The 26191-nt window shown below is 62.5% G+C and carries 24 protein-coding genes; 14 read left to right on the top strand and 10 right to left on the bottom strand.

The window, feature by feature from the left end:
* Positions 1–16 precede the first annotated feature (16 nt).
* Complete coding sequence (upp, locus tag AC1RLZ_RS11725; protein ID WP_371421687.1) at positions 17–646, top strand: uracil phosphoribosyltransferase; 630 nt, start codon at positions 17–19, stop codon at positions 644–646.
* A gap of 66 nt (positions 647–712) precedes the next feature.
* Here upp and AC1RLZ_RS11720 read toward each other — a convergent pair whose 3' ends face one another.
* The 3 genes from AC1RLZ_RS11720 to AC1RLZ_RS11710 form a co-directional block, all read right to left on the bottom strand.
* Positions 713–2158: a DASS family sodium-coupled anion symporter gene (locus tag AC1RLZ_RS11720; protein ID WP_493188762.1), complete on the bottom strand. Its 1446-nt coding sequence runs from the start codon at positions 2156–2158 to the stop codon at positions 713–715.
* 117 nt (positions 2159–2275) lie between these two features.
* A complete protein-coding gene (locus tag AC1RLZ_RS11715) occupies positions 2276–3142 on the bottom strand; it encodes a DODA-type extradiol aromatic ring-opening family dioxygenase (protein WP_493188761.1) in 867 nt (288 codons plus the stop codon).
* A gap of 25 nt (positions 3143–3167) precedes the next feature.
* On the bottom strand, positions 3168–3608 hold the full coding sequence (locus tag AC1RLZ_RS11710) for a DoxX family protein (protein WP_493188760.1): 441 nt from the start codon (positions 3606–3608) through the stop codon (positions 3168–3170).
* Between the two features lie 106 nt (positions 3609–3714).
* Between AC1RLZ_RS11710 and AC1RLZ_RS11705 the strand changes: the two genes are divergently transcribed.
* Positions 3715–4635 (top strand): LysR family transcriptional regulator, encoded by a 921-nt coding sequence (locus AC1RLZ_RS11705; protein ID WP_493188759.1) that lies wholly within the window; start codon positions 3715–3717, stop codon positions 4633–4635.
* Here the strand turns inward: AC1RLZ_RS11705 and AC1RLZ_RS11700 are convergent.
* Positions 4619–5974, bottom strand: a complete 1356-nt coding sequence (locus AC1RLZ_RS11700) for an NAD(P)/FAD-dependent oxidoreductase (protein ID WP_493188758.1) — start codon at positions 5972–5974, stop codon at positions 4619–4621. The two genes, AC1RLZ_RS11705 and AC1RLZ_RS11700, sit on opposite strands and share 17 nt — an antisense overlap.
* Positions 5975–6263: 289 nt before the next feature.
* On the opposite strand from AC1RLZ_RS11700, the gene aat reads away from it, so the two are divergent.
* Positions 6264–6950 carry a leucyl/phenylalanyl-tRNA--protein transferase gene (gene aat, locus AC1RLZ_RS11695; RefSeq protein WP_493188932.1) on the top strand — a complete coding sequence of 229 codons (687 nt, stop codon included), beginning with the start codon at positions 6264–6266 and terminating at the stop codon, positions 6948–6950.
* A 15-nt stretch (positions 6951–6965) separates the two neighbouring features.
* On the opposite strand, the gene AC1RLZ_RS11690 is transcribed toward aat, so the two are convergent.
* Positions 6966–7901 carry a DUF2155 domain-containing protein gene (locus AC1RLZ_RS11690; protein ID WP_493188757.1) on the bottom strand — a complete coding sequence of 312 codons (936 nt, stop codon included), beginning with the start codon at positions 7899–7901 and terminating at the stop codon, positions 6966–6968.
* Positions 7902–8126: 225 nt separating this feature from the next.
* Here AC1RLZ_RS11690 and AC1RLZ_RS11685 point away from each other — a divergent pair, with 225 nt between their 5' ends.
* The 3 genes from AC1RLZ_RS11685 to AC1RLZ_RS11675 are packed head-to-tail and all read left to right on the top strand — an operon-like array spanning position 8127 to position 10400.
* Positions 8127–8906: an SDR family NAD(P)-dependent oxidoreductase gene (locus AC1RLZ_RS11685; protein ID WP_493188756.1), complete on the top strand. Its 780-nt coding sequence runs from the start codon at positions 8127–8129 to the stop codon at positions 8904–8906.
* 26 nt (positions 8907–8932) lie between these two features.
* Complete coding sequence (gene lipP1, locus AC1RLZ_RS11680) at positions 8933–9880, top strand: LipP1 family hormone-sensitive lipase (protein ID WP_493188755.1); 948 nt, start codon at positions 8933–8935, stop codon at positions 9878–9880.
* A gap of 28 nt (positions 9881–9908) precedes the next feature.
* Positions 9909–10400: a GFA family protein gene (locus AC1RLZ_RS11675; RefSeq protein WP_493188754.1), complete on the top strand. Its 492-nt coding sequence runs from the start codon at positions 9909–9911 to the stop codon at positions 10398–10400.
* On the opposite strand, the gene AC1RLZ_RS11670 is transcribed toward AC1RLZ_RS11675, so the two are convergent.
* Positions 10397–11137: a GntR family transcriptional regulator gene (locus tag AC1RLZ_RS11670; protein WP_493188753.1), complete on the bottom strand. Its 741-nt coding sequence runs from the start codon at positions 11135–11137 to the stop codon at positions 10397–10399. The two genes, AC1RLZ_RS11675 and AC1RLZ_RS11670, sit on opposite strands and share 4 nt — an antisense overlap.
* Before the next feature lie 158 nt (positions 11138–11295).
* Between AC1RLZ_RS11670 and AC1RLZ_RS11665 the strand changes: the two genes are divergently transcribed.
* From AC1RLZ_RS11665 to aroQ, 4 genes are read left to right on the top strand one after another with little or no spacing between them, the layout of a single operon-like run.
* Positions 11296–12315 carry a TRAP transporter substrate-binding protein gene (locus tag AC1RLZ_RS11665; protein WP_493188752.1) on the top strand — a complete coding sequence of 340 codons (1020 nt, stop codon included), beginning with the start codon at positions 11296–11298 and terminating at the stop codon, positions 12313–12315.
* 60 nt (positions 12316–12375) lie between these two features.
* Positions 12376–12951: a TRAP transporter small permease gene (locus tag AC1RLZ_RS11660; RefSeq protein ID WP_493188751.1), complete on the top strand. Its 576-nt coding sequence runs from the start codon at positions 12376–12378 to the stop codon at positions 12949–12951.
* Positions 12948–14228 (top strand): TRAP transporter large permease subunit, encoded by a 1281-nt coding sequence (locus AC1RLZ_RS11655; RefSeq protein ID WP_493188750.1) that lies wholly within the window; start codon positions 12948–12950, stop codon positions 14226–14228. Before AC1RLZ_RS11660 ends, AC1RLZ_RS11655 begins: the two co-directional genes overlap by 4 nt.
* A gap of 17 nt (positions 14229–14245) precedes the next feature.
* Entirely contained in the window at positions 14246–14683 is a 438-nt protein-coding gene (aroQ, locus tag AC1RLZ_RS11650) for a type II 3-dehydroquinate dehydratase (protein WP_493188749.1), read from the top strand.
* A gap of 31 nt (positions 14684–14714) precedes the next feature.
* Here aroQ and aspA read toward each other — a convergent pair whose 3' ends face one another.
* Both aspA and AC1RLZ_RS11640 read right to left on the bottom strand, forming a co-directional pair.
* On the bottom strand, positions 14715–16130 hold the full coding sequence (aspA, locus tag AC1RLZ_RS11645) for an aspartate ammonia-lyase (RefSeq protein ID WP_493188748.1): 1416 nt from the start codon (positions 16128–16130) through the stop codon (positions 14715–14717).
* Between the two features lie 180 nt (positions 16131–16310).
* Positions 16311–17249, bottom strand: coding sequence for a GlxA family transcriptional regulator (locus AC1RLZ_RS11640; protein WP_493188747.1), 939 nt, complete (start codon positions 17247–17249; stop codon positions 16311–16313).
* A 101-nt stretch (positions 17250–17350) separates the two neighbouring features.
* Here AC1RLZ_RS11640 and AC1RLZ_RS11635 point away from each other — a divergent pair, with 101 nt between their 5' ends.
* Positions 17351–18055: a DJ-1/PfpI family protein gene (locus AC1RLZ_RS11635; RefSeq protein ID WP_493188746.1), complete on the top strand. Its 705-nt coding sequence runs from the start codon at positions 17351–17353 to the stop codon at positions 18053–18055.
* A 4-nt stretch (positions 18056–18059) separates the two neighbouring features.
* Here AC1RLZ_RS11635 and AC1RLZ_RS11630 read toward each other — a convergent pair whose 3' ends face one another.
* Complete coding sequence (locus AC1RLZ_RS11630) at positions 18060–18470, bottom strand: NADH:ubiquinone oxidoreductase subunit NDUFA12 (protein WP_493188745.1); 411 nt, start codon at positions 18468–18470, stop codon at positions 18060–18062.
* Positions 18471–18755: 285 nt separating this feature from the next.
* Here AC1RLZ_RS11630 and AC1RLZ_RS11625 point away from each other — a divergent pair, with 285 nt between their 5' ends.
* On the top strand, positions 18756–19280 hold the full coding sequence (locus AC1RLZ_RS11625) for a BA14K family protein (protein ID WP_493188744.1): 525 nt from the start codon (positions 18756–18758) through the stop codon (positions 19278–19280).
* Between the two features lie 195 nt (positions 19281–19475).
* Positions 19476–20672, top strand: coding sequence for a GAF domain-containing sensor histidine kinase (locus AC1RLZ_RS11620; protein WP_493188743.1), 1197 nt, complete (start codon positions 19476–19478; stop codon positions 20670–20672).
* A gap of 48 nt (positions 20673–20720) precedes the next feature.
* Here the strand turns inward: AC1RLZ_RS11620 and AC1RLZ_RS11615 are convergent, their stop codons facing one another.
* Positions 20721–21620, bottom strand: coding sequence for a DMT family transporter (locus AC1RLZ_RS11615; protein WP_493188742.1), 900 nt, complete (start codon positions 21618–21620; stop codon positions 20721–20723).
* A 774-nt stretch (positions 21621–22394) separates the two neighbouring features.
* Here AC1RLZ_RS11615 and AC1RLZ_RS11610 point away from each other — a divergent pair.
* Entirely contained in the window at positions 22395–26138 is a 3744-nt protein-coding gene (locus AC1RLZ_RS11610) for a vitamin B12-dependent ribonucleotide reductase (RefSeq protein WP_493188741.1), read from the top strand.
* Positions 26139–26191 lie beyond the last annotated feature (53 nt).

Here is a 26191-nt window from a genome sequence, read left to right as displayed (position 1 = left end):
GCAACGGATGAGGTTCATGGACGGCGTCACGATTGTTAATCACCCGCTGGTGCAGCACAAGCTGACGCTGATCCGCGACAAGAACCGCTCGACCAAGGGCTTTCGCGAGCTCCTCAACGAAATCGGCATGCTGCTCTGCTACGAGGTGACGCGCGACCTGCCGCTCACAGATGTCGAGATAGAAACACCGATCATGAAGATGACCGGCAAGGAAATCGCCGGCAAGAAACTGGTATTCGCACCGATCCTGCGCGCCGGGCTCTCCTTCGTCGAAGGCATGATCGGCCTCGTGCCCTCCGCGCGCATCGCGCATATCGGGCTTTATCGTGATCCCGAGACTTTCGTCGCGGTGGAATACTTCTTCAAGGCACCGACCAATCTCGATGAGCGCCTCGTGATCGTGATCGATCCGATGCTGGCTACCGCGAATACGGCGGTCGCCGCCATCGACCGCATCAAGGAACGCGGCGCCAAGGACATCCGCTTCGTCTGCCTGCTGGCGGCACCGGAAGGCATCGAACGCCTGCGCGGCTATCATCCGGACGTACCGATCTGGACCGCGGCCATCGACGACCGGCTGAACGATCACGCCTATATTGTGCCAGGCCTCGGCGACGCCGGCGACCGCGCTTACGGCACCAGGTAACGAGGCGCCAGCCCACAACGGCCGATCTTACGGACGTTGTCGGCCCGCTCGGTTATCCGAGCGGGTTCAATTGATCATCAGCAGCCAGGGCATCACGACCAGCAGTAAGCCGGCGAAATAGATCAGCCCGAAGATCAGACCGAACTTCCAGAAGTCGGCCTTGCCGATATAGCCGCTACCAAAATACATCGGCGCCGGTCCGGTGGCATAGGGCGAGATCACCCCCATCAGGCCGAGCGAATAGATGCAGAGCAATGTCAGAGTCGACATCGGGATTCCGGGAATGCTCGATCCCACCGCCAGCACGACGGGCAGCATCGCGGCCGCGTGCGCCGTAATGCTCGAGAAAAAATAGTGGATCCAGAAGAAGATCGAGACGAGCAGGATCATCGCGATGGTCGGGCTGAACGTGGCGAGCGGAGCCGCCAGGCCGGCGGCGGCCCATTTGATGAAGCCGATGTCGTTGAGGCCGGATGACAGCGTCAGCAGCGATGTGAAGTAGAAAAACACCTCCCATGCTGCCTTCTCGGCAATGATGTCGGAAAACGTGATCACGCCGGTGACGAGCATCAGCGAGATCACAACGAACACCACCATCGTTGCATTAATGAAGTTCGAACCGACTCCAGGCAGCGAGATGTCGGGATTGGATCCGGTGATCCACAGGAACATCGCAAGCACGACCAGTCCGGCCATGATCCATTCGTTACGCGACAACGCGCCCATCGACGCAAGCTCACCCCCGCTCCACGCGACGATCTCCGGGCTGTTCTTCACCTCCGGCCGGCAAATCATATAGCTCAGCAACGGCACCAGCAGAATGAGCGGCACGCCGAGCGGCGCGAACCCGATGAACCACTGCGACCAGCCGACGTCCACGCTCACGATCTTCTTGGCGATGCTCAATGCAGCTGCATTGGGCGCAAGCGCAGTGAGGAACATCGAGCTCGTCACCGCGGTCGCCGCGAAGGCGGTCCACATTACGTAGGTTCCGATCCTGCCGGCTGTCGGACCCGGCTCCGACCCGTAGATCTTCGGGATGTTGCTGACAATCGGATAGACCGTGCCGCCGCTGCGCGCGGTGTTCGATGGCGTCGCCGGCGCGAGAACCAGATCGGACAGCGCAACCGCGTAACCCAGTCCCACCGTGTTGCGCCCGAGACCGCGAACCAGCAGCAATGCCAGACGCCTGCCAAGACCGCTCTTGCGATAGCCGATCGAGAATACGAAGGCGCCGACGATCAGCCACACCGTGCTTTCGGAGAATCCGCTCAGCATCCAGCGCAGCGACTTGTTGGGATCATGTTCGACATATCCCATCACGCCCGCAAAGGTCAGACCGATCAGACCGACCGCGCCAACAGGCATGGATTCCAGGATAAGGCCGGTAATCACCGCAACGAAAACAGCAAAATAATGCCACTGATTGGCGACAAGTCCTGCCGGAATAGGGATGACGTACAGCACCAGCCAGACGGCCAGAGGTGCGATCTTCTTCCAGCTCAGCGACACGGCGTCTCCTCCGGCGAACCGATCCGCCGTACCTGCGACAATACGGCTCGCAACGTAACACCAGTTGTTGCCTGGCGAGCAATCGCCAATGCAATCTGCGTAACGTGTATCACCAGATTAGAGCGCGCCCTTCTCTCCTTTCGCATCTGCAACAAGCGTCGCGCCGGCGACATCTTCGTCGCCGGTAAAGGCATAGACATCCATCCGCAGCACGCTGTGCGTCGCGCTGGCATGCAGCCGGGTCACGCGCGGTGTAGCGCCTGCCGCGCCCAGCGCCACATAGAGCGGCAACAGATGCTCTTCCGTCGGATGGTTCTTTACCGCATGGGGTGCGAGCGGACGATAGACAAGCAGATCATCAATGGCATTGCGGCGGAGCGCGTCGTCGAACCAGTCGGCAAAACCATTCACCCAATCCGGTACCGGATCGTTGACGCCCTGCCCGCGAAAGGATGACAGATCGTGGGTAAAGCTGCCGCTGCCAATCACCAGAATGTTTTGGCGTCGTAGCGCGGCTAGCGCGCGACCAAGACGCAAATGATGCGCGGGTCCGAGATGAGTCTGGATCGAGACCTGCAACACCGGGATATCCGCCTGCGGATACATCAGCAGTAGCGGCACCCACGCGCCGTGATCGAGACCGCGTTGCGGATCGACAGTGCAGGACAGACCTGCCGCTTTCAGCAGGTCAGCAACTTCGGCAGCAACAGCCGGCGCGCCAGGCGCGTCGTAGCGCAGTTCGTAGAGCTGACGCGGAAAGCCGCGAAAGTCGTGGATCGTCGTATTGACCGGTGTTGCGCTAACTTCGGGCGCCGCGGTTTCCCAATGCGCCGATGCCACCACGATCGCATCCGGTCGCGGCAATGACTGGCCGAGGCCAGCGAGAAAGGTCCGCGCTGGCGCATCGGTGAAAGGCAGCATGGGCGAACCGTGCGACAGGAAGATGCTTGGAAGGTTCCTTGGAAGTTTCTCGCGCAATGTCATGGCTCGCCTCGTCGGCTTCTATCAATTAGGCTGACAGGGATCCTTGCAGCTTCGCAGATGTCGCCGTGCTGCGCAGATTGTCGAGCGCATAGGCGCCCGTGCCGAGCAGTGCCTGTGCACCCAACGCGGCGATCCAGAGCGCCAGATATTCCCAGCCGCCCTTCGGGTTGGTGAAGAAGAAGCCTGCCGGGCCATGCACCGTGACGATAGCGCCGAGTAATACGGGGATCAGCACGACGGCGGCCACACGGGTCCACAGGCCCAGGATCAGCGCGATGGCACCGACCGTCTCCACGGCGATGGTGAGATAGGCCAGCTCCGGTGGCAGGCCGAGACTGCCAAAGAACTTCGCGGTGCCGGCGGGCGTGAAGACGAAAAATTTGAGGCCGGCATGGGCCAGAAACAGCACACCAAGGCTGAGGCGGAGCAGCAGCGCAGCAAAGGGCGCGGTTCGCGTATCGATCATGGTCATCTCCTGAATGGCTATCGACGCAATCTAATCCCCTTTATTTTCAACGATAATCTCGCTATCTCGAATATCACTTCACACCCATAGAGTGAGATAGAGCTGCATGTTGGATCGCCTGACCAGTATCGAGGTGTTCACCCGGGTCGTTGCCACCGGCAGCTTCTCGGCTGCAGGCCGTGCCCTTGGCCTGTCCCAGACCATGGTGACAAAGCACATCACCGCGCTCGAGGCCCGGTTGGGCGCGGCCCTGGTCCATCGCAGCACGCGCAAGATAGCGCTGACCGAGGCCGGCCAGCGCTATCTCGAAGCCGGTCAGCGTATCCTGGCCGACATGGAGGCTGCCGACGCAGCAATCACGGCCGACCGTATCGATCCCGTCGGATTGCTGCGGGTGAATGCACCGGTGTCGTTCGGAACGGACTACATCGCCCCCATCCTGCCATCCTTCGCGAACCTCTATCCGCATATCACCGTCGATCTCGCATTGAACGATCGCCTGGTTGATCTGGTGGAGGAAGGCTGGGATCTGGCTATCAGGATCGGAAACCTCTCCGACTCCCAACTCACCGCAAGGCGATTGGGCTCCTATCAGACGGTGGTCTGCGCTGCGCCATCCTATCTTGCGGCACATGGCACGCCGCGAACGATCGCCGAACTGACCGGACACAATTGTCTCGGCTACACGCTGTCACGTCCCTTCGGTGTGGATCGCTGGGCATTCGGCGCCAAGGGCGACATCGACGTGACCATCAGCGGAAATCTGCGCGCCAACAACGGCGATGCGTTGTGCCACGCAGCCGTCGCCGGCCAAGGCATCATCTATCAACCGACCTTCATTGTCGGCGAAGCCCTGCAGCGCGGCGCTCTGGTCGCGCTTGCACTCGACCAGCCGACCAAGGCAACCGGCGGCATCTATGGCGTTTATCCACCGGGCAGGAACCCGCCGGCCAAGGTCCGCGTGCTGCTCGATTTTCTGATCGAAAGATTTGCCGGACTGCCGTGGGAGTTTAACGCGCCGACCTGACGCGCTTCTGTTCGGTCGAGCTTGACGTCTGGGTGTCGTTGTCGACCACCGCACGCCCCTGCGTGATCAGCCGCGCGCCGCGCTGGTCGAGCGTGTGGATCCACAGCCAGTTGATCGCGACGGCAAGGCGATTGCGCAGCCCGATCAGGAAGTAGATGTGGGCGATGCCCCAGATCCACCACGCCAGCGCACCGCGTAATCTCACGCGACCGAAGTCGATCACCGCAAGTTTCTTGCCGATCTGCGCGAGACTGCCATCGTGCGAATAGCGAAACGGCACGGGCGTCTCGCCGCGCAGACGCTGCTTGATCGCTGACGCGACATAGCGCCCTTCCTGCTTTGCCGCCGGCGCGATGCCGGGCACCGGATTGCCGTCCGGCGCGGCGATAGTCACCGTATCTCCGACAGCGAAAATATCGGGGTGACCCGGCACAGCGAGATCTGGATTGACCTGCAGCCGCCCCGCCCGATCGGCGGCAACACCCAGCCACTCTGCAGCCGGCGACGCGCGCACGCCTGCCGCCCAGATGATCGTCCTGGCGCCGAGCGCCTTGTCGCCATAGACAACGCCATCGACATTGCAATCGGACACGGCATGTCCGAGTGCGACTTCGACGCCGAGCTTCTCCAGCGAGCGTTGTGCATAGGCCGACAGTTCTTCGGGGAATCCCGCAAGCACCCGTGACCCCGCTTCGATCAGCACCACGCGAGTCTCGCGCGTATCGATATTGCGGAAGTCCTCCGGCAAGGTCACGCGCGCCAGCTCGGCGATCGTACCGGCGAGTTCGACGCCAGTCGGTCCGGCGCCGATGATCACAAAGGTCAGCAATGCCGCACGCTTTACAGGGTCACTCTCGCGTTCGGCACGTTCGAACGCTGTCAGGATACGGCGACGGATGGTTGTCGCATCTTCCAGCGTCTTGAGGCCCGGCGCGTACGGTTCCCATTCATCATGGCCGAAGTAAGCGTGACCCGCCCCCGTGGCGAGCACGAGTGTGTCGTAAGGCAGTGTCTGCCCGTCATCGAGTTGCACACGGCGCGCAGCCGTATCGACACCGGTCACTGTACCAAGCAATGTCGTCACATCCTTGCGTCCGCGCAGCAGATAGCGGATCGGCCAGGCGATTTCAGATGTCGCCAGCGACGCGGTCGCAACCTGATAGAGCAGCGGCTGAAACAGGTGATGATTACGGCGATCGACAATGGTGATGCTGACATCAGCACCGGTCAGCCGATACACAGTCTCCAGCCCGCCGAAGCCGGCACCGACAACGACCACGCGATGAGGTGTTGTCGCTCTGGTCGATGCCTTGCCGTCGATTGTCACGATATTCGTCATGGTGAACAGGCTCCCTGCCTGCATCCTGATAGCTAAGCCCGTCGTCCGAGCAATCAAGCAACGATCCGGGCGCGTCAGGACGATTGTCGAGCGGTTCCAGATTTGAACAGCCCGCGTTGGCGTCAGTGTGCCCTGCGCGACCAGAGCCTATCCAATAAGTAAGCCAAATATCGGGCATAAGCATTGCTTGGTTCGTGGCCCCGATCCTCCGATGCCACCTCAATCCGCTCGGCGCCTGTTGAGCGCCAAGACCGTCGCCCGCGCGGCCTCCGCCTGCTATGCTGGCGGCATGAGTTCACGCGACTCCGCCTCCTCCGAGGTTACGCCAGAACTGCTGTTGCGCGCCTATGCCTGCGGCATCTTCCCCATGTCGGAAAGCGCCGACGATCCCGGCTTGTTCTGGGTCGAGCCCGAACGGCGCGGCATCATTCCGCTGGACGGCTTCCGTATCAGTTCGCGCCTCGCCCGCACCGTACGCTCCGACGTTTTCACCGTGACCGTCAACACCGCCTTTAAACGTGTGATGGCCGAATGTGCCGCGCCGAAGCCCGGCCGCGAAGACACCTGGATCAACACGCGCATTCGCGATCTCTATGGCGAGCTGCATGAGATGGACCATGCCCACAGCGTCGAGGTCTGGCTGGACGATACGTTGGTCGGCGGGCTCTATGGCGTCTCACTTGGTCGCGCCTTCTTCGGCGAGAGCATGTTTCATCATGCGCGCGACGCCTCGAAAGTCGCGCTGGTGCATCTCGTCGCGCGGCTGATCGCCGGCGGCTTCAAACTGCTCGATACCCAATATGTCACCGATCACCTGCTGTCGTTCGGCGCGCAGGAAGTGCCGCGTGCGCGTTACCGCAAGCTGCTCGACGCATCGCTCGACGGCGTCGCGGAGTTCGACAGACTCCCTACGGATTTCCCGCTCAAGGGCACGACGGTGCTGGACATTATCGCGGGACGGAACGACGCCTCTTAAGACGCGCCGTCGCGTTTATTGCCGGAAGGCAGGGAAGCCCGGCGGCGGCTGCAGGGGCTGCTGCTGGGCGCGCGGTTGCTGCTTCGGCTGGGCGCGTTTCTGGGCCGGCGGCGGGGGCCGCGGCGCATCGGGCTGCGTGGTTGCAACCGTCGCTTCCGGGCCTTTGCAGTCGGTCAGCCAGATATCGTAGATCGGGTGCTCGACGCCGTGCAGGCCGGGGCTGGCGGCAAACATCCAGCCGGAGAAGATTCGCTTCACTTCGCCCTGCAGCGTGATTTCGTCGACCTCAACGAAGGCGTCGGTATTGGCCGCTTCGGTGGCCGGACGCGTGTAGCAGGCGTCGGTCTTCACACGGAGCGCGCCGAATTGCACGGTCTCACCAATGTCGGCGTCGAAATTGATGATGCGGCCGGTGATCTTGTCGAGGCCCGAGAAGCTCGCTTTCTTGTTGACGATCTTCTGCGCCGGCGGCTCGGTCACCACCTCATCGCCGGGCTGCAGCGTGGCAGGGGTCGGCGGCGCCACCTTGGGCGGCTGGCGGCCGTTGGGAGCAGCAGCGGGCGCGTTGGCCACGCCGGGCTGTGGCGCGGGCTGATTGGGCGATACGCCCAAGGGTGGTGGCAGATCGGATTGCCGCGTTCCGGGCTGGTTCTGCGGAATGATGGTGGTGTTGCTCCCGGGCGGCGGCGCCAGCGGCTGCGACTGCACAGCGCCGGGCGGCGGCGCGCCCGTGCCAGGACGCGTCGGCAGCAGGCGGCCCTGCGGCAGCTCGGGCACCTCCTCCTCGTCGTCCATGGGCGGCGGTGGTTGCTGGCCACGCGGCACGCTGCCCGGCGGGCGCGGCGGCGGATCGCCGAACAGCGGACCGAACTGCGCCTGCACGGGTGCAGGCGACAGTGAGGTGGCGGCCAGGAGGGCCGCAAATCCGGCAATCGTCAGGGTTCGCAACATGCGGCGCGGCTCAATCGAGAATCAGGCTCGCGACATTGTAGGAGAATGGCCGCGTAATCGCCTCCGGTTAACACGCCGAATGCGGCGGCGAAAGGGCGCCCTGCTCCGCATACCGCCCGGCTGGTCAGGTCACCCTCCCCGTGAAATAGTCCACATCAGGCAGGCGCGTGACGCGCGACCGGCCATTAATCCGGAACAAACCGGAGCATGGGGAGAACGCTCTATATGACTGACGGAATCCGTCTGGACGGCAGAATCGCCGTCGTCACCGGCGCAGCCGGCGTGATCGGCACCGAGACCATCAAATTGCTGGCGGCGCGTGGTGCCAGGATCGTCGCCGTGGACCGCGATGCGGCCGCGCTTCAGCGCGCGGTCGCGCACCTCCCCGCCTCTGCCGAGGCATTGGCACTCACGGCAGATGTGACGAGCGAGGAAGACGTCATCGGCTATGTCGCCGCCACGGTGAAGCGTTTCGGAACCATCGATATCTTCTACAACAATGCCGGCATCGAAGGCACGATCGCGCCCATCGTGAAAGCCTCGCTCGCCGACTTTCGCAAGGTGCTCGACGTCAATGTGGTCGGCGTGTTTCTCGGCATGAAGCATGTGCTGCCGGTGATGCTGAGGGCCAACAAGGGTTCGATCATCAACACGGCGTCCATTGCCGGCATCATCGGCTCCGCAGAGATCGCAGCCTACAGCGCCAGTAAACACGCGGTAATCGGCCTTACCAAGAGCGCGGCGCAGGAATGCACCGGCACCGATGTGCGCGTGAACTGCATCTGCCCCGGCCTGATCGACAGCCGCATGCTGTCGGCCATCGTGGATGCACGGGTCGGCCGCGGCATGCCTGCGCCCGTCGAGAAGGTCGTGGACCGTGTGCCGCAGCGCCGCCTTGGTCTCGCCCGGGAAGTCGCGCCGATCGTCGCCTTCCTCGCCTCGGATGATGCGAGCTACGTCACCGGCTCCGCCTACACCGTCGATGGCGGCCGCACCTCCGCCTAAACATCCAAAAACCAAGAGCAGATCACATGCCTGTTGTTCTCGATCCCGATGCCGCCGCCGTGCTGAACGTGTTCCGCGATGCCGGCCGCCCACCCTACGAAACAATCTCGCCGCAGGAAGCGCGCGAGTGGTATTTGAAAGCGCGACCGGTCGCCAACCCCGAACCGCCGGAACTGGCGTCGGTGCAATCCATGACGGTGCCCGGCCCGGCCGGTGCCATTCCGGCGCGCGCCTACACGCCGAAAGTGCTCCGTAAAACCGACGGCTTGTCGCCGTGCCTGGTGTTCTTCCACGGAGGCGGCTGGGTGATCGGAGATCTCGACAGCCACGATGTGGTGTGTCGCATTATCGCCCATGAAGGCGAGATGATCGTGATCTCGGTCGACTATCGCCTCGCGCCGGAGAACAAGTTTCCCGCCGCCATCGACGACGCCATCGCCGCAACACGCTGGATTTCCGACAATGCCGTACAGCTCAATGTGGATGCAAAGCAGATCAGCGTCGGCGGCGACAGCGCCGGAGGTAATCTCGCCGCCATCGTCGCTATCGACGCGCGGGACAATCGCGGACCGAAACTCGCCGGCCAGTTGTTGATCTATCCTGCCACCGACTTCCGCATGACCCATCCCTCGCACAGCGAACCGGAGACGAGTTGCCTGCTGACGCACAATGTCATCCGCTGGTTCGCCGATCACTATCTCACGGGCAAGGCCGACGTCGACAACTGGCGCGCCTCGCCTGCCCGCATGGACAACCTCGCGGGCCTGCCGCCGGCCTATGTCATGACCGCCGGCGCTGATCCGCTGCGCGACGAAGGCGATGAATATGCCAAGCGCCTGTCTGACGCGAGCGTGGCCGTGGAATACAAAACCTATCCCGGCCAATTCCATGGCTTCATCACCATGGGCAAGATTTTGCCTAAAGCGAACACGGCGCTGCACGAGATGGGAGAATGGCTGAAAGGATTGGGCTAGCGCTGGCGCCATCCCGGGAGCGATCACGATGAAGAAGCCGGAGAAGATCGCACCCGGTGGTCCGGTCAGGGGCCGCTGCCTGTGCGGCACGGTCCAATTCGAAATCGATTTTCCGGCCCGCTGGGCGTGGCACGATCATTCCCGTGCCACGCGACAGGCGCATGGCGCCGCCTATGCCACCTATGTCGGCAGTTGGCGCAAACGTTTCCGCGTCATGGAAGGACAGGCGGAGATCACGCGCTTTGAAGACAAGGCATCGGGCACCACGCGAAGCTTCTGCAAACGATGCGGCACACCGCTGTTCTACGAACGCGCTCGCTCGCCGCACATGGTCAACATTGCCCGCGCGTTGTTCGTCAGCCGCACTGGCCGGCAGCCGCTTTATCATATCGGCATAGAGGAATTGCAGGAGTGGACCTACACCGGCGAGCCGCTGGTTCCGCTCAAGGGTTTTCCGGGCGTCGTCTGGGAGCGATCGCGCAAAAGGAAGAAGCGGATCGCGAACGACGAACCATTTTAGGTCCTCGGTTTTTTACGCTGGTGGGCGATTTGCTGCCGCAACGGCGCATGCGCCGGTCTCAGCCAGTCCGAATTGCTCAGGGCATGCTTCACGCAATCATGGATGTGGGTGTGCAGCAGCTTGCGTGCCTTGGCGGAATCCCGCGCCAGCGCAGCGTTCATCAGTTCGCGGTGCTCGACCGCAGCGACTTCGCCGCGAAACACCACCGCCAGCATCTGATAGCGCAGATATTTGTCGTAAGCCGCCGACAGTGCGTCGAGCAGCACCTGCGATCCGCAGGCTGCGATCAGCGCGCGGTGAAACTGCCAGTCGCACTGTTTCCAGGCCTCGGTCTTCGACTTATCGCCGGCGAGCATTGCCTTTTCCATGGCGGACAGCTTGTGATGCGCGGAAACGACCAGCGCCTCCCAGTCGAGATCGCCTAACTTGAACGACTGCTCGATGGCATGGCCCTCGAGCAGTTCGCGCAATTCCGCAATCTGCTGGAATTCCGTAGCCGAAATCGACGTCACCTCGAAACCGCGCTGGCCTTCGGCGACGACGAAGCCTTCCGAGCACAGCCGGTTCAGCGTCTCGCGCAGCGTCGAGACGCTGGTGCCATAGGCGACACTCATCTTCTCCAGCTTGAGCTTCTGGCCGGGCTCGAGATTGCCAAAAATGACGTCGTTGCGGATGCGCCGATAGGCGCTGTCGCCGACGGTCTCTCCGGCCCGGTCCGCAATGGGGATATCCAGCATGAGCAATCCTGATGGCATGATCTGGCCGGCACCTTACATCAGCCCGGCAGCTAGACACAAATCATCATAGATATTTCGAAATATCAGTTGATTTTTATTTTACCATATAAGACGGTTGCGCCCAAGAACGGAAAAATACCATTCTGGGGAGAAGCAACATGACCGTCCATTCGACATCTACCGTCTGGCTCGCCGCCGTCGCCACCACCCTCGCCGTCGCCTGCGGCCCGGCATCCGCGCAGGTGCAGGAACGCACCATTCGCTGGGGTCACCTCAACAACACCGATCATCCCGTCAGCAAGGGCGTGCAGAAGTTCACTGAACTCGTTGCCGCGAAGAGCGGTGGCAAGATGAAGGTGCGCGAATATCCCGCCAACCAACTCGGCTCAGAGATGCAGCAGCAGTCGGCACTGCGCGCCGGCACGCAGGAAATGCAGTCGCCAGCCACCACGTCGCTGGTGGGCATCGTCAAGGACTACGGGCTGATCGATTTCCCGTTCATCGTCTCAACGCCGAAGCAGGCCGACGCGCTGCTGGATGGCCCGCTTGGCTCGGCCCTGCTCGCCAAGCTCCCGGAGAAGGGTCTGATCGGTCTCGGCTACTGGGATCTCGGCTTCCGCAATGTCACCAACAGCCGGCGCCCGATCACCAAGGGCGAGGATCTCGACGGCATCAAGATCCGCGTGATCCCGAACCCGGTCTATCTGGAGACCTTCAAGGCGTTCAATGCCAACCCGGTGCCGATGAGCTTCTCCGAACTCTACACCGCGCTGGAAACCCGCACGGTCGACGGCCAGGAGAATCCGTTCTCAGTGATCCTCTCGAACAAGTTCTATGAGGTGCAAAAGTATCTCAGCGTCACCAACCACACCTATTCGACCAACATCATCCTGGTCAGCAAGGTGTTCTGGGACAAGTTGTCCAAGGACGAGCAGAAGATACTGCAGGACGCCGCTAACGAGGCCCGTGACTATCAACGCAAGGTCAGCCGCGATGCAGCAGCGGCTTCCGTCGGCGAGCTCAAGGCCAAGGGCATGGAGGTCAACGAGATCGCACCGGCCGAACTCGCCAAGATGCGCGACAAGACCAAACCGATCGCCGCCAAATTCTCCGCCGACTACGACCCGGAGATCGTCAAGCTGTTCAACAGCGAACTTGATCGCGTCCACAAGGATTGAGCTTCGCACCGCCTGATGCCGCCGCGCGACGATTACCACGCCCACTCGCGAAAGCTGCTAATGCCCGCTCCTTCTGCCTCTGCGACACACAGGATCGTCGACGCCTACTACTGGTCGCTCAAGCTCGTCATGGCCGTCCTTCTGGCGGCCATGGTGTTTCTGGTGTTCGGCAATGTCGTGCTGCGCTACGTCTTCAACTCCGGTATCGCCATCTCCGAGGAACTGTCGCGCTGGCTGTTCGTCTGGATGGTGTTTCTCGGAGCCATCGTTGGCCTCCGTGAGCACGCTCATCTCGGCGTCGACAGTTTCGTGAAGATGCTGTCGCCGATGGGGCGCAAGATCTGCTACGCGCTCAGCCATGCGTTGATGCTGTATGCTTCTGTGCTGCTCACCGAGGGCTCATGGAAACAAACGGTGCTGAACTGGGACACGACGGCGCCGGCCTCCGGCCTCTCCGTTGGTCTGTTCTATGCCGCCGGTCTCGTCTTCGGCGCCGCCTCGATCCCGATCCTGCTGCATGATCTCTATCGCCTGTTGAGCGGCCAGCTCGCCACATCGGAGCTGATCGCCATCAGCGAGTCCGAGGAACAGGTCCCCGCGACGTCCACCGCCGCCAACGGGAATGACCGCCAATGACCATCGGCATCTTCACTTTCTCGCTGCTGGGCGCCATGGCCATCGGCATGCCGATCGCATTTGCCCTGATCATCTGCGGCGTCGCGCTGATGACCTATCTGGATATCTTCGACTCCCAGATCATCGCGCAGAACGTCATCAATGGCGTTGATTCCTTCCCGCTAATGGCGGTGCCATTTTTCATCTTGGCTGGCGAGATCATGAACACCGGCGGCCTCGCTCGCCGCATCCTGAACTTCGCCATCGCCCTCGTCGGCCATCTGCGCGGCGGGCTCGGCTATGTCGCCATTCTGACGTCCTGCATTCTCGCATCACTGTCCGGGTCTGCCGTTGCCGACGCCGCCGCGCTCGGCGCGCTGCTGGTGCCGATGATGGCTGCGGCCGGGCATAACCGCGCCTCCGCAGCCGGTCTCGTCGCCGCCGGCGGAATCATCGCGCCGGTGATCCCGCCCTCGATCGGCTTCGTCATCTTCGGCGTTGCCGCCGGCGTCTCCATCTCGAAGCTGTTTCTCGCCGGCGTGGTGCCGGGTCTGATGCTCGGCGGCAGTCTGTGCTGCGCCTGGTGGTGGGTTGCGCGCAATGAGAACTCGGTGAGCCCTCCGCGACAAAGCCTGGCGCACATCTTTCGCGCGTTGATCGATGGCTTCTGGGCCTTGATGCTGCCGATGATCATCGTTTTCGGCTTGCGCTTTGGCATCTTCACGCCGACCGAAGCGGCCGTCGTCGTCGCGGTCTATTCCTTCATTGTGGCCACCTTCGTCTATCGCGAGCTGACCTTCCCGCAACTGGTCAAGATTCTGATCAGCTCCGCACAGATCACCGCCGTGGTGATGTTCCTTGTCGCCGCGGCGCTGGTGTCGTCCTGGCTGATCACGGTCGCCGAAATTTCCGGCCAGATCGTCGAGCTCGCCCGTCCCTTCATGGGCAACCAGACGCTTCTGATGATCGTGCTGATGATCATTGTGGTCATCGTCGGCACTGCACTCGACATGACGCCCACCATCCTGATCCTGACACCGGTGCTGATGCCGATCGTCCGCGAGGCCGGCATCGACCCGGTCTATTTCGGCGTGCTGTTCATCATCAACAACGCGATCGGACTGATCACGCCACCCGTCGGCGTGGTGCTCAACGTAGTGTGCGGCGTGGCGAAGGTGAGCATGGACGAGATCATGCGCGGCGTCTGGCCGTTCATGATCGCGCAACTGGTGGTGCTGGCGCTGCTGACGCTGTTCCCGTCGCTGGTGATGGTGCCGGCAAAATGGCTCGGCGGCTAGCGGAAGGAAGTAAGACAATGAAACGCGTGATGATACTGAACGGTCCCAATCTCAACCTGCTCGGCGTGCGGGAGCCGCATATTTACGGGACCACCACGCTCGATGAGATCAAGGCCAGTTGCGAAGAACAGGCCAGCAAGCTGAAACTGACGCTGTCGTTTCACCAGTCCAACCATGAAGGTGTGCTGGTCGATCTGATCCAGTCAGCCCGTCAGGATGCCGACGCGATCATCATTAATCCGGCCGGCTATTCCTTCACATCGATCGCCATGCTCGACGCCATGAAAGCCTTCGAGGGTCCGATCGTGGAGCTGCACATTTCCAACATCCACGCTCGCGACAAGTATCACCGCCACTCGGTCCTCTCGCAGGCCGCCACCGCCGTGATCTGCGGGCTTGGACCCTATGGCTACGTGGCGGCGATGCTGGCGGTTGCGCAGATGCCCGCGCGCTGATCCGCGCCTTGCCGAAGCTGGACTGCCGTCTTCACTCGCGGGTCGGCATACTTTGCGGCCGGGTCAGCACCTCGGGCTGGAGAATGGCGGCAAGGGTCTCCTGCGGCAGCAGGCCTTTTTCCAGCACCAGATCGTAGACGCTGCGGCCGGTCTCATGGGCCTCGACCGCAATGGCGGTGGCGTTGGCGTAGCCGATATAGGGGTTGAGCGCGGTGACGAGGCCGATTGAATTCTCGACATAGGCACGGAGACGTTCGCGGTTCGCTGTGATGCCCGCGACACAACGCTTCTCCAGCGTCAGGCAGGCCTCCCGCATATGGCTGACGCTCTTGAACAGGCTGTGCGCAATGATCGGCTCGAACGCGTTGAGCTGAAGCTGGCCGGCCTCGGCGGCGAAGGTCACCGTGAGATCGTTGCCGATCACCTCGAACGCGACCTGGTTTACGACCTCGGGAATGACCGGGTTCACCTTGCCCGGCATGATCGAGGAACCCGCCTGTACCGCCGGCAGATTGATCTCATTGAGACCGGCGCGCGGGCCGCTCGACAGCAGCCGGAGGTCGTTGCAGATCTTGGAAATCTTGACGGCTACCCGCTTGAGCACGCCTGAAAGCTGAACGAACGCACCGCAGTCCTGCGTGGCCTCGATCAGGTTTGCGGCCGTGACGAGCGGCATGCCGGTGATGGTAGCGAGATGCTGGCAGATCAACCGTGCATAGTCTGGATGCGACGCGATGCCGGTGCCGATGGCAGTCGCGCCCATATTGATCTCGCAGATCAGCAACGCTGCCTCGCGCAAGCGATCCTCGTCCTCGCCGATCATGACGCCGTAAGTGCTGAACTCTTGACCGAGCGTCATGGGCACCGCATCCTGCAACTGGGTGCGGCCCATCTTCAGAACATCCTTGAACTCGTCCGCCTTGCGCTCGAATCCCTTTCGCAACACGGCCATCGCGTCGATCAGGTGAAATACGCCGTGATAGGTCGCGATCTTCAACGCCGTGGGATACACGTCGTTGGTGCTCTGGCTCATATTGACCTGCTCGTTCGGATGCAGATACCCGTAGTCGCCTTTGCTATGACCGAGAATTTCCAGGGCGCGATTGGCGATCACCTCATTCGCATTCATGTTGGTAGACGTCCCGGCACCGCCCTGAATGACGTCCACGACAAATTGATCATGCAAACGGCCGGCGCGAATGTCCTCGCAGGCAGCGATGATCGCAGCCCCACGCGTCTTGTCGAGCAATCCGAGATCCATATTCGAAAGCGCCGCTGCCTGTTTGATCGCGGCAAGCGCACTGATGAGCTCGGGATAGATGGAAATCGGAATGCCGGTGATCGGAAAATTTTCGACGGCCCTGAGTGTATGAACGCCGTAATAGGCGTCGGCCGGAACATCGCGGTTGCCCAACAGGTCGTGCTCGCTGCGCGTATCGCTGATCATGTCGGATTTCCCTGAGGTTTCACCGTGAACAGGCGTCTTGGAAAGCGATGAACTCGTCTGGCGTCCTGGTCCTCTATCGTATCAGGCGTAGTTTCGACATATAGCATCTCACAATACGCATGTTGCTGGCTATATTGTATCCGCCCTCGTCTGGTTTATGGTGATCGCGCCGCGCGTATTTTAGCCCGCCCGCGCCGCCCTGCGCAGCGCCTGCGGCGGCTGGCCGAAACTGCGGATGAAGGCGCGGCGCATCCGTTCCGGATCGCGGAAGCCCGCCGACTGCGCGATCAGCTCGATCGCTTCGCTGCTGCCCTGCACGCGCTGCCTGGCAACCTCGACGCGGAGCCGCTCGATGGCCTTCGACGGTGTCGCGCCGGTCTCGGCGATGAAGGCGCGCGTAAAGTGCCGCGCGCTCATGCCGGCATGTTCGGCGAGCCGCTCCACGGTGAGCGCCTGATCGAGATGTTCGCGCGCCCAGCTAAGGAGTGGCGCGAAGCGACCGGTCGGCGCTTTCAGCTCCAGCAGCGACGAGAATTGTGACTGCCCCCCGCCGCGACGGTGGTACAGCACGAGCTGTCGCGCTGCGGCCTGCGCCACCGCTTCGCCGTGATCCTCGATGATCATCGCCAGCGCAAGATCGATACCGGCACTGATGCCTGCAGAGCTCCAGATATTGCCGTCACGCGCAAAGATCCGGTCAGGCGCGAGTTTGATCTGCGGATAGCTGGCGAGAAAATGCTGCGTGTGTCGCCAATGCGTCGTCGCGTGGCGGCCGTCGAGAATACCCGCTTCGGCCAGAACATAGGCCCCGGAACAAACGCTGGCGACGCGGCAGCCGCGTTGTCCGGCCTTGCGGACAAAGGCCAGTATGCGCGGACATGAGGCCGCTGCACGCACACCCTGTCCGCCGACCACGATCAATGTCTCAAGCCCGGCAATCGAACGCAAGCCGCGCGCCAGCAACGCCACGCCCGACGAACTTGCTATCTCGCCGGGCTCAGCCGCGATCACCTTGATCGACGCCGGCGCTCCCGCGAGGCGGCCCGCGATCTCGAAGGCTGCAATCGGCCCAGCCGCATCGAGCAATTGGAAATTCGGGAAAACCAGAATGCCGATCATCAAATCAAGCCGATGTCCGATATTGAGGGAATTATGCCATTTTGGACATGAAGCCATCATGGCAGACTGATCCCGTCAAGTCTGCACATCAGGAGATCGTCATGACCGCGCCCATCCAGATCGGCTTCGTCCTGTTTCCGAACGTCACGCAGCTCGATTTCACCGGCCCGCTGCAGGTGCTCTCGCGCGTCCCGGGCGCAAAGGTGCATCTGCTCTGGAAGTGCATCGAGCCGATCACAACCGACACCGTGCTGACCTTTCTGCCGACCACCACATTTGGCGAGTGCCCACAGCTCGATGTGATCTGCGTGCCTGGCGGCGCGGGCGCCGACGAAGCGATGCATGATGAGGAGACGCTGACATTCCTGCGCAAGCAGGCGCCTGGCGCGCACTATGTGACATCGGTCTGCACGGGTTCGCTGGTACTCGGCGCCGCCGGCCTGCTGACTGGTTACCGCGCAGCCACCCACTGGTCAGCGCGGCCTTTCCTGTCGCATTTCGGCGCCATTCCGGATGCGTCGCGCGTCTGCATCGACCGCAATCGCGTCACCGGCGGTGGCGTCACCGCGGGCATCGACTTCGCGCTAACGCTGACTTCGATCATGCTGGATCGCAAAACCGCCGAAACGATTCAACTGGCGATCGAATACAATCCGGCGCCGCCATTCAATGCGGGCTCACCCGAGACAGCATCGCCGGAGGTGGTGGCCTATCTGACCGCGAAAGCCGACGGCTGGAAACAGCGCAAAGCCAAGGTCGAGCGCGCCGCAGAGCGGCTCGCACAACCGGTCGTCCAGAACGGATGAGTCGTTACGAACCGGGCGTCCAGGCCTGGTAATCGCCGGTCGCTTTCGGGCGACGGCCGCTGGCCAGAGTCGAACCAGCCGGGCGATAGGCTGCCGGCGTACCGGTCAGGTTCGGCTGGTGCGGCTTCTGCCATTCGCGCGGTACATAATTCTCTTCGGTCGGCGGTACGTCCACGGTGTGGTGGATCCAGCCATGCCAGTCCGGCGGGATCTTGCTGGCTTCGGCATAGCCGTTGTAAATCACCCAGCGGCGCTCGAAGCCCAGCGTCGGATCGATCTTGCCGCCCTTGGTGCGGTAATATTTGTTGCCCTGCTCGTCGGTACCGACCAGTTCGCCGAATCGCGACGTCCACAGGTTCGTCCCGAAGGTCGTCCCGCTCCACCACGTGAAGAATTTCAGCAGAAACTGTTTCATATTTTGAACCGTTCGAAGGTTTTGTCGGGCTGTTGATGCCATCCGGGCCGCCAAATGTCCAGTTACCGCCGCGACTGATCGCCGCCAGCAACTGATCGTGACAGGCCTCGTATCGGCCTTCCGCGGGCCTACCTCCAGAGCACCGGCTGTCGCAGAATCGGCCCAATCCATTCATGCCGCATACAGCTCCGGACAGCCATTCTGTCATTGCGCAATAACCGCGCGGCGGCAGGGAACGGCAATCCCTTCAGGGGGTTGAACATGCATCCCATACAGGAGCAGACGATGACGAATTTGAAGATTTTGAGCGTCGCAGCAGCGGTCGCTGTCGCACTCCCCGCCTTCGCAGCGACACCGAGCTTCGCGCAAAACACCAAGGTCGTGGGCGTTGGCCCCGGCGGTCAAGCGCGGACCATCGGTACCGTCTCGGGCGGCGGTGCCCGCTTCGGTGGCGGAGGCGGCGGCTGGCATGGCGGCGGTCAGCGCTTTGCTGGTGGCGGTGGCTGGAATCACGGCGGCGGCTGGCGCGGTGGTGGCTGGCGTGGCGGCGGGTTTGGGCCGGGCTTCGCAGCCGGCGCCATTATCGGCAGCGGTCTGGCCGCCAGCAGCTATTACGGGAACTCCTACGGCTATTACGGCGGCAGCCCGTATTATGGCAGCAGCTATTACGATGACGCCCCGGATGTCGTCGAAGTCGCTCCCGACACCGGCGGCGGCGATGTCGATTACTGCATCCGCACCTACAAGTCGTACAATGTGCGCACGGGCACCTATCTCGGCTATGACGGTCTGCGCCACGCCTGCCCGTAACATGACGATTTGAGCACGACGCAAAGGACGGTGCCTCGCGGCATCGTCCTTTGTCATTTCTGGTTTGCGCCCGCCGTCTCAGGGTCTAAGAACGGGGATGCAGCGCGCGCGAGACTTTCGGGGAACTCGCGCGTAGTGTTGGTGGACTTATCGAACCGTTCGATGGGTCGACGGCGTCGGGTGTGAGCAGGTTCAGTGGACGCGTCAGACAAGCCAAAGATCGCCAGGCTCCATCCCAACGAAGCCGAGCGCCTCAAGGCGCTGCGCTCCTACGGTATTCTCGACACCGCCCTTGAGCCATCCTTCGACGACATCACCAAGATCGCCAGCTATGTCTGCCAGACCCCGATTTCGATCATCAGTCTGGTCGATGAAGACAGGCAGTGGTTCAAGTCGGAGGTCGGCCTCGGCATACGGCAGACATCCATGGACCGGTCGATCTGCGCGCACGCGATTCTGGAGCACAGTTTTCTCGAAGTCGAGGACGTCACCAAGGACACCCGCTTCGACTGTAACCCGCTGGTGACCGGCGACCCGCATGTGCGCTTCTATGCCGGCGCGCTGCTGCGCACGCCGGACGGCCTGCCGCTCGGCACGGTCTGCGTGCTCGACCACAAGCCGCGCATCCTCTCGACCGAACAGCGCGAGGTGCTCGCCGCCCTCGCCCGCCAGGTCATGTCGCAGATGGAATTCCGCCGCGCGCTGCATCTGTCCGATCGGCTCCAGCGCAATATCAGCCGATTGATGGCCGTTGCCGGTCACGACCTCAAACAGCCGCTGCAGGTCATGATCATGGCCATTGACCGCATCCGCAACAAGCTGACCGACGAGAAGGATCGCGAACGGCTCGGCTATGCCATCGATGCCGGCATGCGGATGGCGGAAGAACTCGATCGCCTCGCCGAAACATCGGTGCTGGATGCAGGTTTCGGCACGCCCAGCCTCCGCGCCTTCCCGATCTCGGACGTATTCGAGTCGATCCTGGCCAATTGGAGCCTGCACGCCGAAGCCAAGGGCCTCGAACTGGTCGTGGTGCCGAGCAAGGCCCATGTGGTCAGCGATCCCGGCATGCTCCGCGCCATCCTCGGCAATCTCGTCGGCAACGCCATCAAATACACAGATCACGGCCGCGTGCTGGTCGGCTGCCGCAAGCACGGCAATTCATTGACCATCGAGGTGCTGGATTCCGGCGCCGGCATCGCCACCGAGCAACTCACTTCGATCTTCGATGCCTTCCACCAGATCAACCCGGCCAGCGAAGGCCTCGGTCTTGGCCTGTCGATCGTAAGGCGCACAGCTGAAGCACTTGGTCACGAGATCGAGGCGAAGTCGGATCTCGCCCATGGCTCGCACTTCACCGTCAAGGTGCCGCTGGCCGCAAACCCGGGCTGACGCTCACTCGCTTGCGCTGGGCGCCTGACGCGTGGATGGCACGGCAGCCTACCCCTTTGTCGCCAGCGCAACGCCCGCGAGGGTAAAGGCCAGGGCGGCGACCTGCACGAGGCCCAGCGGTTCGTGCAGCACGATGGCTGAGCCGACCACGCCGATCACCGGCACGGCCATGGTGCCGATCGCGGCCACGGATGCGGGCAGAAGCCGGAGCGCGGCAAACCAGCAGAGATAGGTCACGCAGAACACCATCACCGCCATATAGGCCAGCAGCGACCAGCCCAGCGATGTCAGGGCGTCAAAACGCGCGCTTTCGAAGATCACGCCCAGCAACAGCACCGGCGCGCAGCCTATGCCGATCTGCCAGGCCGTCGATGTCAGCAGCGGCAGCGACAGCGGGTATTTCTTGGCGAGCACCGTCCCGAAGGCGAAGCCCAGCGCGCCGGTCAGCGCCATGATCAGGCCAGGAAGCTTGGTCGCATTGGCGGAGATGCCGCCGCCGGACATCAGGGCGGCGATCCCGGCAAAGGCCATCAGCATCGCGATGAGCCGCTGCAGCGACAATCGCTCGCCAAGCACCAGCCAGGCCAGCACGGACGCCCAGATCGGCATCGTATAGGCGATCACCGCGGCCTCGCCGGCCGGCAGCCACAACAGCGCCAGACCCATCAGCGCCATCCAGCCGAACACATTGAGCCCTGCCAGCAGTACCAGCCGCCCCCATTGCGCGCGTGGCACAACCAGACTCTCACCCCGGGCCACTGCAAGGCCAGCGAGCAGCAAGGCACCAACCACACCGGTACCACCGCGGGCCGTCAGCGGGGGCCACTCGGTGAGCAGCAATTTCATCACCGGCCAGTTCAGGCCCCAGCCGACCGAGGTGATGGCGAGAAGGAGCAGACCGAGAGGAGCGATTCGCGAGCGCGAACCGGGAGGCTTGGGGATTGTCATGGGGGAACCGAGCGAGGAATCGGTGCAACCGTGCGCGCAATTGGAGGGGCTGACCACTGCCGGTGGCGGGAACCTGTCCTGCGGTCATCTGCGCGCCCTGAGTCCGCCAAACGCAATCCCTGGATGACAAAATAAAGTTGGGCTGTGAACAGTGGGTGCAGGTCGGTTTTCAGACAGTTTGAGAAATATTTTTGGCTTTCGATTCCGTGAGGACTCACCGATACTTGGCACCAATCAAGGCGCGGCAAGCCCCCTTGGTTATCCACCCTTTCCACCATATTTAGTATTTGATTCAGGAACCCCGACTACTCCTTGACGGGTGAGATCGGTTTGGCCTAGTTTTCGAACTGTTCGGCGCGGGTCGTTTTTTGTCCCGCCGGACGCTCCCAAACGGGTTCCAGATTGACCGCTCCGTCCTCCAGTCGAGGCTACGGGATCGGGGATTTGCGTCCTGGAATCCGGCCCGGAAAGTCGGCGTTTGGAGCACTAAAAAACGGGCCGGAAACCGGCTCAAACGACGCGTAGAGGCGTTAGGATCTGGCGACCCGCAAGCGTGCGGAAGCCCGATCCAGGGAAGCATGAACCCGGCAATTCCGGGTGGCCCTCAACCGGCCAGTACATGCTCCACAGAGACAAACAGGACCGGGTTCACCCGGCCGAGCTGCGGCAAACTTAAGGCACCCATGGCGCAATCCTGGGGACAACTTGAGACCGCAAACTGAAATCGCCGGCGCCACCAGATGGGGTGTCGGGCTAAGACGGGGCACGACCACGATGCAGATCCAACGCCGCTACACCACCGAAGGACAGTCGCCCTATGCCGGGATCGACTTCCGCCACACCACGTCCGAGATCCGGAATCCGGATGGCTCGGTGGTATTCAAGCTTGAGAATGTCGAGGTCCCCGAGTCGTGGTCGCAGGTCGCCTCCGATGTGCTCGCCCAGAAATATTTCCGCAAGGCAGGAGTCGCGGCCAAGCTGAAGAAGGTCGAGGAAGAGACCGTGCCGTCGTGGCTGTGGCGCTCGGTGCCCGACACCGAAGCCCTCGCCTCGCTGCCCGAGAAAGAACGCTTCGTCTCTGAGCTCTCGTCCAAGCAGGTGTTCGACCGCCTCGCCGGCTGCTGGACCTATTGGGGCTGGAAGGGCGGCTACTTCACCTCCGAGGCCGACGCCCACGCCTTCCATGACGAGCTGCGCTTCATGCTCGCCAAGCAGATGGTCGCGCCGAATTCGCCGCAGTGGTTCAACACCGGACTTCATTGGGCCTACGGCGTCGATGGTCCCGGCCAGGGCCACTATTACGTGGACTGGAAGACCGGCAAGCTGACCAAGTCGAAATCGGCTTACGAACATCCGCAGCCGCATGCCTGCTTCATCCAGGGCGTCGAGGACGATCTGGTCAACGAAGGCGGCATCATGGACCTGTGGGTGCGTGAAGCGCGCCTGTTCAAGTATGGCTCGGGCACCGGCTCCAACTTCTCGCGCCTGCGCGGCGAAGGCGAGAAGCTGTCGGGCGGCGGACGCTCATCCGGTCTGATGTCCTTCCTGAAGATCGGCGACCGTGCCGCGGGCGCCATCAAGTCGGGCGGCACCACGCGCCGCGCGGCCAAGATGGTGGTGGTCGATGCCGACCATCCGGATATCGAGACCTATATCGACTGGAAGGTGAAGGAAGAGCAGAAGGTTGCTGCCCTCGTCACTGGTTCGAAGATGAACCAGAAGCACCTCAAGGCGATCCTCAAGGCCTGCGTGAATTGCGAAGGCTCCGGCGACGACTGCTTCGATCCCGAGAAGAACCCGGCGCTGCGCCGCGAGATCAAGCTCGCCCGCCGCTCGCTGGTCAATGACAACGTCATCAAGCGCGTCATCCAGTACGCCCGCCAGGGCTACAAGGAGATCGACTTCCCGATCTACGACACCGACTGGGATTCCGAGGCCTATCTCACCGTTGCCGGCCAGAACTCCAACAACTCCGTCTCGCTGAAGGACGATTTCCTGCGCGCCGTCGAGACCGATGGCACCTGGGACCTGATCGCCCGCCGCGACGGCAAGGTGATGAAGACCATCAAGGCCCGCGATCTCTGGGAAAAAATCGGCTACGCCGCCTGGGCGTCGGCCGATCCCGGCCTGCACTTCAACACCACCATGAACGACTGGCACACCTGCAAATCGTCGGGCGATATCCGCGCATCCAATCCGTGCTCGGAATACATGTTCCTGGACGACACGGCGTGTAACCTCGCCTCGGCCAACCTGCTGACCTTCTACGACACCACGGCCAACACCTTCGACATCCACGCCTATGAGCATCTCTGCCGTCTGTGGACTGTGGTGCTCGAAATCTCGGTGATGATGGCGCAGTTTCCGTCGAAGCCGATCGCTGAACTCTCCTACGAGTTCCGCACCCTCGGCCTCGGCTACGCCAATATCGGCGGCCTGCTGATGACCATGGGTCTGTCCTACGACAGCAAGGAAGGCCGCGCGCTGTGCGGCGCCCTCACCGCTGTCATGACCGGCGTCAGCTACGCCACCTCGGCCGAGATGGCGAAAGAACTCGGCCCGTTCCCCGGCTACAAGAAGAACGCCGCGCATATGCTACGCGTCATCCGCAACCATCGCCGTGCCGCCCATGGCGAAACCCGCGGCTATGAAGGCCTCGCCGTTGCGCCTGTGGCGCTCGACCATGCCTCCTGCCCGCAGGCCGACATTGTCGCGCGTGCCAAGGTGGCATGGGATCTCGCCCTCGAACTCGGCGAACTCCACGGCTACCGCAACGCCCAGACCACCGTCGTGGCGCCGACCGGCACCATCGGCCTGGTCATGGATTGCGACACCACCGGCATCGAGCCTGACTTTGCGCTGGTGAAATTCAAGAAGCTCGCCGGCGGCGGCTACTGGAAGATCATCAACCGCGCCGTTCCGGCAGCACTGCGCGTGCTCGGCTATCGAGAAAGCGAAATCGCCGAGATCGAGGCCTATGCCGTCGGACACGGCTCGCTTTCCAACGCGCCGGGCATCAATGCCTCCACGCTGAAAGCCAAGGGCTTCACCGACGAAGCGCTGAAGAAGGTCGAGGCAGCATTGCCGACCGCCTTCGACATCAAGTTCGCCTTCAACAAGTGGACCTTCGGCGAGGACTTCCTCCGCGACACCCTCAAGATCGAAGCAGAGGCTATTGCAGCCCCCGGCTTCGACCTGCTCGCTGCGCTCGGCTTCACCAAGCGCGAGATCGAAGCCGCCAACGTGCACATCTGCGGCGCGATGACGGTGGAAGGTGCCCCGCACCTGAAGGCCGAGCACTACAGCGTGTTCGATTGCGCCAATCCCTGTGGCAAGATCGGCAAGCGCTATCTCTCGGTGGAAAGCCACATCCGCATGATGGCGGCGTCGCAGCCCTTCATCTCGGGCGCGATCTCCAAGACTATCAACATGCCGAACGACGCCACGGTGGAGGATTGCAAATCCGCTTACCTTCTCTCGTGGAAGCTCGCGCTGAAGGCCAACGCGCTGTATCGCGACGGCTCCAAGCTCTCGCAGCCCTTGAACTCGCAGCTCATCAGCGATGAAGACGAGGACGAGGATGCGCTGGAGAACCTGATGGAGAAGCCGATGGCGGCCCGCACCGCCGCGATCTCCGAGAAGGTGGTGGAGCGTCTGGTCGAGCGCATCGTAGTGATGCGCGAGCGCGAGAAGATGCCGGATCGCCGCAAGGGCTACACCCAGAAGGCCGTCGTCGGCGGTCACAAGGTGTACCTCCGCACCGGCGAATATGACGACGGCCGGCTCGGCGAGATCTTCATCGACATGCACAAGGAAGGCGCGGCGCTGCGCTCCTTCATCAACAACTTCGCCATCGCCGTCTCGCTGGGCCTCCAGTATGGCGTGCCGCTGGAGGAATATGTCGACGCCTTCACCTTCACCCGCTTCGAACCCGCAGGCCCGGTGCAGGGCAACGACAGCATCAAGTTCGCGACCTCGATCCTCGACTATGTATTCCGCGAACTCGCGGTGTCCTACATGTCGCGCTTCGATCTCGGCCATGTGGACGTCTCCGAGTCGGGCTTCGATGCGCTCGGCAAGGGCGAGGACGAAGGCAAGGCGCCAACCGACTCGAACAAGTATGTCTCCAAGGGCCTGACCCGCTCGCGCACCGACAATCTCGTCGTCATGCGTGCGCCCGCCCCGGCCGAAAACACCGACGCCCGCGCGAGCGGCAACGTCACCTCGCTGAACGCGTCGGGCGCCACTGCCCGCCACGGCAGCGGAGATGCCGCAGTCGCCCTCAAGACCGCCGAGCCCGAGCATGCGCTCTCGCCGACCGAAAAGCTCGAGGCGCAAGCCTGGAGCAAAGCGGGCAGCGCCGCAGCCGCAGCACCGAGCAAGGCCGAACGCCGCGCCGAAGCCAAAGCCAAGGGCTATGAAGGCGACATGTGCGGTGAGTGTTCGAACTTCACGCTGGTTCGGAATGGGACCTGTATGAAGTGCGACACGTGCGGCAGCACGACGGGCTGCAGCTGATATACACATTTTAGCGAGTAGTAGAGAGGGCGGCATTCAGCCGCCCTTTCTAT

The organism is Tardiphaga sp. GW822-FHT04G09, assembly GCF_058800725.1.
This window is presented reverse-complemented; position numbering and strand designations above follow the sequence as displayed.